Source organism: Providencia sp. PROV122, assembly GCF_028482365.1.
GTDB classification, from domain to species: domain Bacteria; phylum Pseudomonadota; class Gammaproteobacteria; order Enterobacterales; family Enterobacteriaceae; genus Providencia; species Providencia stuartii.
The window spans coordinates 1-9,545 of sequence record NZ_JAMPQI010000051.1; the positions used below are offsets into that span (position 1 = coordinate 1).

A 9,545-nucleotide genomic window follows, 5' to 3' on the forward strand; every position below is an offset into this window, starting at 1 on the left:
TTCTTAATAGCTCAGCTCTCTCATCGGAATTCAAACTACTACCAGATCGCTCAGCGTCGAATTTTGCTTTCCAGTTATAAAGTAATTTATCGGTGCTCCCTAAAGAAGCTGCCGCTTTTGGTATGCTATAACCTTGCTCGGTGACTAATGCGATCGCCTCTTGCTTAAATTCAGCGGTATAAAACCTATTTTTTCGTTTTTTCATTTAACACCTCAATAATTGGATTATATTCCATTATTAAAGTGTCCTGATTTAATTGCGCAGAATAATTAATATTCATCACGCATACTCAATTACTAATTTTACCCTAAGATTGAATGACAAAAAAAACAGCAATAACGAGTAATTCGTTAAATTTAGTTTCAGAGTGCGTATTAATATTTCAATCGCAATCTGGTAACTCACGTTATCATTTCCCAGGAAACTTAACATCTTATGAAAAATCTATTTAAAATCATAAAGTAATACACATAAAATCAAAAACTATTGGCGATAACGATCAATACAAACCAAACTAATAGTCATGAGCTATCATAAACAACAAAATTGATCGTCTTAAACTATTTCCCTCTCCTCTTAATTTACCTTAGTCTTTAGCACCAATAGTTTTGATATTGACCATATTTTAATTTGGTAAAACGAGTGGTTCGCGTTAATGAGATACAATATATCAAGTGCAAGTGTTCGCATAGGTGCATTTTTTCGAAAACACAGAAGATTACTAGGTATGTCGGGGAAAATATTAGGACAAAAATTAAATATCTCCCAACAACATATCTCTCGACTAGAACGAGGGCAAGCAACATTTTCAATCGAAATCATTCTGCAATTATTAAATGAGATTGATAAAACGTTACTTGATTTAATTGTCGAGGTATTTTATGAAGATCCCAGTGAAGTTTTAATTGAATATCAACGTTTGCGTTAATTCAGTACTGCATTAACACAAAAGAAAATAGCCTACATTTTCCATTAATCTGTTTTCTGGGATTATTTAAAGTTTTAAGATGAATTAGATTGGATATTTGTGTTGGTTTTTAATTAAAGTTTTATTTTTTATTATATAAAAAATTGGAATATGTATGCTTAAACGAATTCACTTTATTTTAACATTGTTATTAATGAGTATAACAATAACAGTATGTGCCGCACCTTCCATTGGTATTGGTAGTATGTATGATGTTTTTACACCGGAAACACAAAGCCTGACCAAACGCGTATATAATACAGGAACATCTACCGCATTTGTCCGTGTTGAGGTATTGGAGATTGATGTTACCCCGAAAATGAATCAACGCGAATCAACACAAAAAGAAGTTGACGCAGGCTCATTAACACAAGAACGACTCATTGTCTCACCACTAAGATTAATCATTCCTCCATCGGGCTTTCAGACTGTACGTATATTATGGTCAGGAGCGCGAGATAAAGAACGTTATTTTAGGATCCGTTTTACCCCTGTACTCCCAGAAGAAAATGATGGTTTTGGTATGAGCAAGGATGAAATAACTCAATACAAGAAAAACGCACTGGAGGCCGGAATTAATGTATTGACTGGGTATGGTAGTGTTGTTGTGATGCAACCTGAAAAACCTTTATTTAATACCGTTATTGACGATAGGAACAAACAAATAGCAATAATAAATAAAGGAAATGCTACCATTATATTAGATAATATCCGTTATTGTGAAAACGCAAAATCACATTGCGAGAACAAATCCCGAGAAATTATATTGCCTGGGAGGGAGTTTATTTTACAAAAAAAACAGAATAACAAAATCACCTTCACATTAATTGAAGGTGATAAATCAAAATCATTTAATTATTAACATTAACATCAATCTAGATAAATAATTAATTTTAATTTTGTTTTCTAGTTATAGAAAATAAATAAATAGGAAAACAGCGTTTTCCTTCTTTTTTTAATCATCATAAATGAGGTATTCACATGTTAAAAAAATCATTATCCGCGATTTTAATGTCTTGCGCGGCTTTAGGGTCAATGACTGTTCACGCTGCGGATGAACAACGCTACGCTATCGACTTAACGGCCACCATCCCAACAGATGATTTTCAAGTTATTCCTGTTGAGGGCGGCTGGGTTAATCAAACGCAAGAAATGGTTTATGATTTAGGAACTAAGAAGTTACAAGATTTCTCCAAGCAATTTCAATATAAAAATACATCCGGTGGTATTCAAGCAACCTTAACGAATACCGACTCAACTGGTACAGCTATCTTATCAAATGGAAAAGATACCATTCCGTTAACTGTTATCTTTAACGGTGTATCACTCAGCAATACGGCTAATACCGTAGTTGATGCCGCAGATGCCAAAGCAGGCGGTCGTGCTAATCTTCGCATTACACAAAAAACAGACACACCTCTAACTGTGACAGGCTCTTTTACTGGCCAAGTGGCAATGGTTTTTGAACCAGCGCTTGTCGCGCCTCCAGCTGGAGACAAATAAGTTACTCAAGTGATGAAGGCCTTTGAGGCCTTCATCCTTATTGCTTAGTCTAGTCGTTCGTTATTTCAATTGTGTTTGTGCATTTATCGAGTGACTAACTATTTTTTATAGTGTTTGTATTTTTTGATTTGGCTAAGAATGAATATGAAAGTATTATTTACTTTAATTCTAGCACCTGGAATAGCTTTGGGGGCAAATTTATTATCAGCAGGCAATACGATAAAAGTTCCTGATGAATTTAAGCAGTATTTTTATAATTCAGAAATTGTTTCTCAAGTGTATCTTAATGATTCTCCGCTTTTTGATGCTGTCTTTTCGCTTCATGAAAATGGACAAATTAATCTCCTACGAATTTTAGATGAAGAACCAGATATTAAACCTCAAGTTAAAAATGAGTGGGCTAATATTTTACAAAAAGGGATCTCATTAGGTGCATGTCACTCCTCCTGCCCTGCAGGACTAATCTCTGCTGAATATCGACTGGATAACTCCTCGTTAAAATTATTTACATCACACTACGAAACTGAGCAAGTAAACAATGACTATATCCATTTGCCTAGCACTCTGCCAAATGGTGTCATTATGCACAATAATTTATCTGCCGTTTCGGTAGCTTCAGCGAAGACATGGAACTTTACCTCATCTATCGTGTCCTCGCTTTTAGGATGGACACAAAAAATATCGCTGCAGACCTACGGCTCTAGCCAAGCCAATCAAACACAAGAAACCAATATTTATGCACTATACACACAAAAGGAATTAGCAGGTAACTTTATTCGCTTAGGTTTTTTTTCCCCGGACAGTGATAAGGGAAATGTTGAAACCAATGGATTTAGTACAGGCTCTGTTGCTGGAGCCATGTGGGGAACCTCAAATGCATTATTGATAAATAACGAAAGTGTCAGTGCTTACCCTATCTATGTCACCGCTGCCAATCAAGCAACGGCAGAAGTTTGGCTGGATAATCGCCTCATCTACTCGCAACAACTGCAACCAGGAATACAAGCTATTGACACTCGGCGTTTACCCAGCGGCATTTATAACATCACGATTAATACCCTAGAGAACGGTAAGATTGTGGATACTCAAATAGCTCAAGTATACAAGCCATTAGGATGGCAAAATCCCAATCAAAAATGGCGCTTAAATTTCTGGGGTGGGCAAAAAAGAGATTTAGTGATTAGCCGTAAGAACACCACCGAGAATAATAACGCGTTCATCGGCGGCGGTGCCGTCGATTACTTATTGACCCCCCGTGTTATCTTGGGAAGCAGTTTTTTAATGACCGCAGAAAAATATCAGCTCAGCGCAAGATCAACGGTAACACTGTCTTCCAATGATAGTCTTTTTGCCCAATATACCTTGACGGATGACGATTCACGAAAAAATTCGAGCGCAGATTTACGTTATTATCGGACGCTTTCACCGGGAAACTCGTTGAATGTCTTTTGGCGTCGAACTTCCCAGGATAGTTATCGCTCGACAGACTCGTCTAAGCAAGTTGGGAACGCGTGGGGGGCGTCAATGTTCACCCAATTACCGTGGGCGAGTTCACTGACATTGAATGGTCAATACATGAAAAATCCATCAAGAGAAGGGTTTGGGATTGATGCAGCATTGACAACAAAAGCCATTTTGGCTAATCGCGATGTTAATTTTCGAGTAAGTGCGTATGACCGACCTGGATTTAATCAAAAGAATCGGGAGCAAGGTGTGATGTTCGGAGTAAGCATGTCATTAATGCCGACTGCACAGCATACGTTATCAGTTGATGCGGGTATCAATGACAGTAACAGCTATTCGAGTTTAAATTATCAATGGCAACCCCAGGATGAAGGGGCACTACGGTGGCTAGGCGCTGGAATATCGCAAAGTGGTGGAAGCACACTCATTAACGGTAATAGCGCCTTGGAAAGTCGAGCGCTCAGTGGGGATGCTTATGTCCAGCATTATGTACAAGACAAAAGCACCACAGCGGGCATTAACTTAAGTCAGACACTTTTGTTGGGTGAAGGAAGACTTGCGGCGAGTAGTGGCGAACGTGGTTTAGGCATGGATTCGGCATTTATCGTAGATTTAGAATCAGATGACCCCGATATGCAAATTGTCGCTTCAGACAGTGTTAGCGAAACAAAGTTATTCCAGGGCCGAAATGTTATTCCTGCGGATGTCTGGAAAAATGAGTCCATCCAGTTTTACAGCATGGGTGAACATAACGGAAAAGTTTTTCCTGAATATGAATCAATGCAAATGAATCGAGGTAGTGTGAAATATTTAAAATTAAAGGCCATCAAAACAACAGTGCTTGTGGGGATGCTGCAAGACAACCGAGGTCAAATGTTAAGACATCGTCAGGTGATTAGTGATATTAGTAGCGGCGTGATTAATGCTGAGGGCGTTTTAACATTAGATACGGGCATCAATAACCAAAAACTCACTGTCTTAGCCGATGGTCAATTACCCGCCTTATCGTGCCAGTTACCGGACGCCCTGTCATCGGAAAAAGCCGTACAGTTTTTTCCTGTTATTCGTTGTTCATCAATGGAGGGGTTATAATGCGTTATTTTCATTACATTCTTGGTATCGTCATGTTGGTACTCAGCGCATTTGCCCACAGTGTAACGATTAATCTAACCGCAAAATTCACACCGGCGATAAATAACAGTAACAGTGACGGCGTTTTTACCAATACAACACCGCAGAGTGGGTATTGTGTTCAGTATCCCGATAGGTGTCCCGGAGAAATGTTCAGCGTTAATTTACCGTTATCAACAACCATCTCCTATCCGATCGTTGCTTATAACGAACCTCGAGATGGACCTTATTTTAACTTTCCTAAAACTCCCAGAACACTCACAGTAAGGAATCAGGATACCGGGGAATCATTTGACGTTATATTTAGGATAACTAATTACTCAGCGAGGTATCGGCACAATACAGGACAACACGATTGGACAACAAGCTCTTTTGTGTACACACCTTCGGGAGGTGGATGTGGCTATGGTGGACTAGCACAGGTTGCAGAGGCGTGGTATCTCTTTATGTGGACAACGTTAAATAACACTAGTCCTTGCCATAAAATTAGCACCATAGGCAGAACGGAACCTTCCAAATTTTATGACATGAGCATCGGTTACTCATTAGTGGCTAAAGATAACTTATTAACTGTAGGTTCAGGAATCTATACGGGGAAATTATCATTTTCCGTAGGTCAAGGAGGCGATTTTGATTTTGGTGATAACTACCAAGCCGATGACAGCGTTGTTGATATCAATCTCATTCTTTCTGTTAATCATGATTTAACCGTCACTACAACGCCAGAAGGTCGTGCGTTATCATTGCAACCTTGTAGTGTAGGTAAAGTTTGTACGGAAGAACAGGGAAAACGAAACTGGGAACGTTGGATGATAACAAAAATCACTCCTCAGCTTACTGCTCGAAGTGACTTTTTAATTTCTTCAACGGGCTCATTTACAGCTTATTTGCAATGTGAATATATTCAAGGTGAACATTGTGCTATAAAAAGTGACAATAATGGACAACTGGTTCCTGTAAAAGCGTATTTGAGCTTACCAAATAATATTATTAATCAGAAAACCAATAGCACGGTTACACGTGCGCTAATGCCAATCCATAAGGATATAGTAAATAATACGTTTTCAACACGAGATATTGGAAGTAATCGTAAGGGAAGCATCGATTTTTTGGTCACTCAGCATGATGTTGATACTATGCTCTTGACAAGACCGGATACTTACCGAGGAACAGTGACCGTTATCTTTGACCCGAATATATATTAATTTGAAACGAAATGAGTGGATCTAGTAGATATGAAAGTCTGGAGATCGGTGAGTAACCCCCAGTGTTAGCATCGTTGTCGTCTAGATTTTTAAGGAGATAACTATGCTAGCTAATCCAGTTCCAATTGATGTGAAAACGAAAGGTCAAACTTAGTTGTTACTACCGTATAATTGGGCTCACCGAAGAATTGTTAAAGAATTAGATGTGAGTCCTTCCGTGGTCTAAGTGGAGAAGTGAACTTGTTGAAAGCGGTCTATTGTCTACAGAATTGCCGTTAGAAAATGCTACTGCTGATTTTTCAGCGGAGCAGAGATTTTTCATCGTGATTGAAACTGCAACAATGTCTGAGCGCGAGTTAGCTGAATACTGTAGGTCTAAAGGGGTATTTGTCGATGACGTTAAAGCTTGGCGAGCACTATCATCTATTTATGCAGAAACGGAACTTATTCCAACAGAATCTCAGTCTGTAATTTTCGACGAGATTACTTCTACGACAATAAGGCATTCAATCTAATTTACAGGAAACTACAGAATCCAATCTCACATATCTGGTCATATAATTCCTTCATACTGGGCAAGCTTGGAAGATATGAAAAATGTTCAATGCCCTTAATGGTTTTGGCATATTACCAAATCAAAAAACATACAGTGATGAAATGCTAAATGTCCGAGGAGGCCCTGTAACGAGATTCTTTTATGGTACTAATTCCTTTACTGGAATCGCTTATCTTGATGCAGAGTAGGGGGGGAGAATAAAATATTGACCTTTTATTGTGTCACTCAGAACTGTTCTGCACAACAAAATTAGGACACTCTTCTGGTTGGATTTTCAGGACAGGGTTTATTGTTGATTAATTCTTTCTCGCAATCTCGTTCATAAGCTCTTTTCCAAGTATAAAAAGTTTCTCTACTGCTCCCAAAATGACGACAAGTTTTAGCAATATTTTTGCTCTCGCGGGCATGATTTTAGATTTTTGTTTTATGTGCAATATCTCGTTTAGCTTTAATATTCATCATATCTGATCTCCGACTGCAATTAGAAAAAACTAATTGTCAACCGAAATCCAGACTTTGATAAATTTATTTTCAGCAATGAAATAAACAAATCGCTGAATAACACACAACACCATTATCCGCATCATTGATGTGGATAAATTGAATAAATCATTGAGCACCACAGGTTCTAAATAAACTAGCCTTTGGATTTAATTAATCTATATTCATTATTGGATGAATCTACCACAGGAATAAATAAAGAATGATATTTCGCATACGTTGCCGGAAATTGCTGACTTAATCTAACAGAAACCTGAGAAAAAAATTGATCGATCGGCATATCGAGAATATACAATAAGCGGATCAAGGTATCGACATCAATATGACACACACCGTTCTCATAGCGGGATATTTGTTGTTGTGATACATTCAGTTGCTCACCCAATTGTTTACCTGTCATGCAGCGAGCCTTACGGATAAAATAAATTTGCCGGCCAATGATCAAACTGAGCTGCTGCTTTGACGTTAGATTTTTATACAGGTTTTCACCATCGCCTATGACATTAAAGTACTCGCAATAGACATGCTTATCCATAATTTTTCATTCCTCACTTTCAGCTAAAAAATCAAAGATAACGTAACAGAACAAATTAGTTCGATGCGTTATTCTTAGAGCGAAGTTTACTGCTTTCTTAAAGAAAATCAATCCCTGAATAATAGTATAAACTAGATAAATATTTATACTTACATGCTATATGTGTTATTGCAAAACAAAAATAACGCTATAAAACCAACCACTACAAAAAAACCAAAAAGGATAATCATATGTAGATGGTTAATCACTTCGCTCAAATGAAAAATAATAATTAAAAATAAGTATAAAAAACAAAATAAATATAAATTAATGTTATCAAAAACATAAAATACACTATTTTTATTTAAACTGTTCCATTAAAAATGCGGTCGTGTATTCAATGTGTAGAGTATCATAATAGGTAGTGTTCGCGTTCAATAAATGTGCCGATGATCTTGTCGTGCATCTCTGCTGATTTGGAGTAGCCTAACGTCTTACGATTAAGTCGCTTTAAGCGGTTTCTCAGATTTAAATTCTCTCTTTCTATTCGTTGGGTATAAAATTTATTGGCTACGTGTTTTTGTTTGGGCAATATCTCATAAGCACAGAACTTATCCGTGCACCAAAAAGCTACATTAAACCTAGATAGTAAGGTCAGCAACTGTCGAAGAGTTTCTTTGTTTCGACGACCAAATGTATGAGCAATAATCCGTTTTAGGCGAGGTTCCCAAGCATACCAGAGGCAGCATTGTTGTTTCTTAATTAGCGACAAAAGACCACTGCTCATCGACTTCGCAAAGGAGTTCAATGTGCAAATTATTAAGCGGTCAAGACGTTACCTGTCTCGGCGAGAGCTTTTCAAGTGCGAACGACCGCATTAATGCTGATATGAAGGGCTCTGGCAGTATCACGAATATCCGCATTATTCATCGTGAGGTCGATAATTTTATCTTTGGTACCGGGTTGGCAGACATGATATTCATAATCGAGTTGGAAGCTTCGGCAGCAGTCTTGGCAACGATAACGTTGATGGCCCGAGCTTCCTAACCCATGTTTTTTCACTGAGGAAGTTTGTTGACAAAATGGGCATCTTACATCGATTTTAGCCATAAATATTATCCGGTAAATTACCCTATATTACAGGTTAATCACCGAATTGAATACATAACCAATAATATGATCAGTATATTTCCAATTTATTAGAAGGGGCTAAAAAACGTAACTCAACTATTTTATATAGAAATGACTTTACTATAAAATATAATAATGAGTCTCCTTGTGAGGTAATAATGATTATTTTTAAGGTATAAAAAGTATATTGAAGCATTGGCGACTGGTGAGTTTAAAACTGTCCGTTGAGCAACTTATTTCTGCATATTTACGGGCTGTCCTAGATAAGAACTGGTTTATGATCCACTTCGATGGTCGGATCAATGACCACTTGTAAATAATACATGGGGAACTTACACAAAATTATCTACAGGCTTCACAATAGCCATCTTCACGGATATCCGTAAAGATGGCTTAAAATAGAGTTTAGTTTGATTAACGTTCTAGCTTATGGATGTCATTGGGGGACCACAGCATTCTTTATTTCCCGCCTTAAGGAATGAAAGTAGTTTGACTCTCATTCTGTTATCCTATCTACCCACTCGTATAATAAACATATCCTCCACTGTGAAAAACTCCTCCTTGTTCAAGGT

At 37.6% G+C, this 9,545-nt stretch carries 8 protein-coding genes and 2 pseudogenes; 6 read left to right on the top strand and 4 right to left on the bottom strand.

What is annotated here, in order from left to right:
* The coding region (locus PSE69_RS19270) for a transposase (RefSeq protein WP_272577791.1) at positions 1 to 205 on the bottom strand (205 nt) is incomplete at its 3' end.
* A 451-nt stretch (positions 206 to 656) separates the two neighbouring features.
* Here PSE69_RS19270 and PSE69_RS19275 point away from each other — a divergent pair.
* The 6 genes from PSE69_RS19275 (at position 657) to PSE69_RS19300 (ending at position 6,786) form a co-directional block, all read left to right on the top strand.
* Positions 657 to 929, top strand: coding sequence for a helix-turn-helix domain-containing protein (locus tag PSE69_RS19275; protein ID WP_004916087.1), 273 nt, complete (start codon positions 657 to 659; stop codon positions 927 to 929).
* A 154-nt stretch (positions 930 to 1,083) separates the two neighbouring features.
* Positions 1,084 to 1,830, top strand: a complete 747-nt coding sequence (locus PSE69_RS19280; RefSeq protein WP_163762196.1) for a hypothetical protein — start codon at positions 1,084 to 1,086, stop codon at positions 1,828 to 1,830.
* Between the two features lie 119 nt (positions 1,831 to 1,949).
* Positions 1,950 to 2,471, top strand: a complete 522-nt coding sequence (locus PSE69_RS19285; protein WP_048608147.1) for a CS1 type fimbrial major subunit — start codon at positions 1,950 to 1,952, stop codon at positions 2,469 to 2,471.
* Positions 2,472 to 2,615: 144 nt separating this feature from the next.
* Positions 2,616 to 5,027 (top strand): TcfC E-set like domain-containing protein, encoded by a 2,412-nt coding sequence (locus PSE69_RS19290; RefSeq protein WP_272675322.1) that lies wholly within the window; start codon positions 2,616 to 2,618, stop codon positions 5,025 to 5,027.
* Positions 5,027 to 6,271 carry a hypothetical protein gene (locus tag PSE69_RS19295; RefSeq protein ID WP_163762194.1) on the top strand — a complete coding sequence of 415 codons (1,245 nt, stop codon included), beginning with the start codon at positions 5,027 to 5,029 and terminating at the stop codon, positions 6,269 to 6,271. Before PSE69_RS19290 ends, PSE69_RS19295 begins: the two co-directional genes overlap by 1 nt.
* 257 nt (positions 6,272 to 6,528) lie before the next feature.
* Positions 6,529 to 6,786, top strand: a complete 258-nt coding sequence (locus tag PSE69_RS19300; protein WP_163762193.1) for a hypothetical protein — start codon at positions 6,529 to 6,531, stop codon at positions 6,784 to 6,786.
* A 293-nt stretch (positions 6,787 to 7,079) separates the two neighbouring features.
* On the opposite strand, the pseudogene PSE69_RS19305 reads toward PSE69_RS19300, so the two are convergent.
* From PSE69_RS19305 to PSE69_RS19315, 3 genes and pseudogenes are all read right to left on the bottom strand, one after another.
* Positions 7,080 to 7,289, bottom strand: a pseudogene (locus tag PSE69_RS19305) (helix-turn-helix domain-containing protein); the annotation flags it as partial.
* 175 nt (positions 7,290 to 7,464) lie between these two features.
* A complete protein-coding gene (locus PSE69_RS19310; RefSeq protein WP_004917104.1) occupies positions 7,465 to 7,863 on the bottom strand; it encodes a helix-turn-helix domain-containing protein in 399 nt (132 codons plus the stop codon).
* A 391-nt stretch (positions 7,864 to 8,254) separates the two neighbouring features.
* A pseudogene (locus PSE69_RS19315) lies at positions 8,255 to 8,952 on the bottom strand (IS1 family transposase).
* Positions 8,953 to 9,545 lie beyond the last annotated feature (593 nt).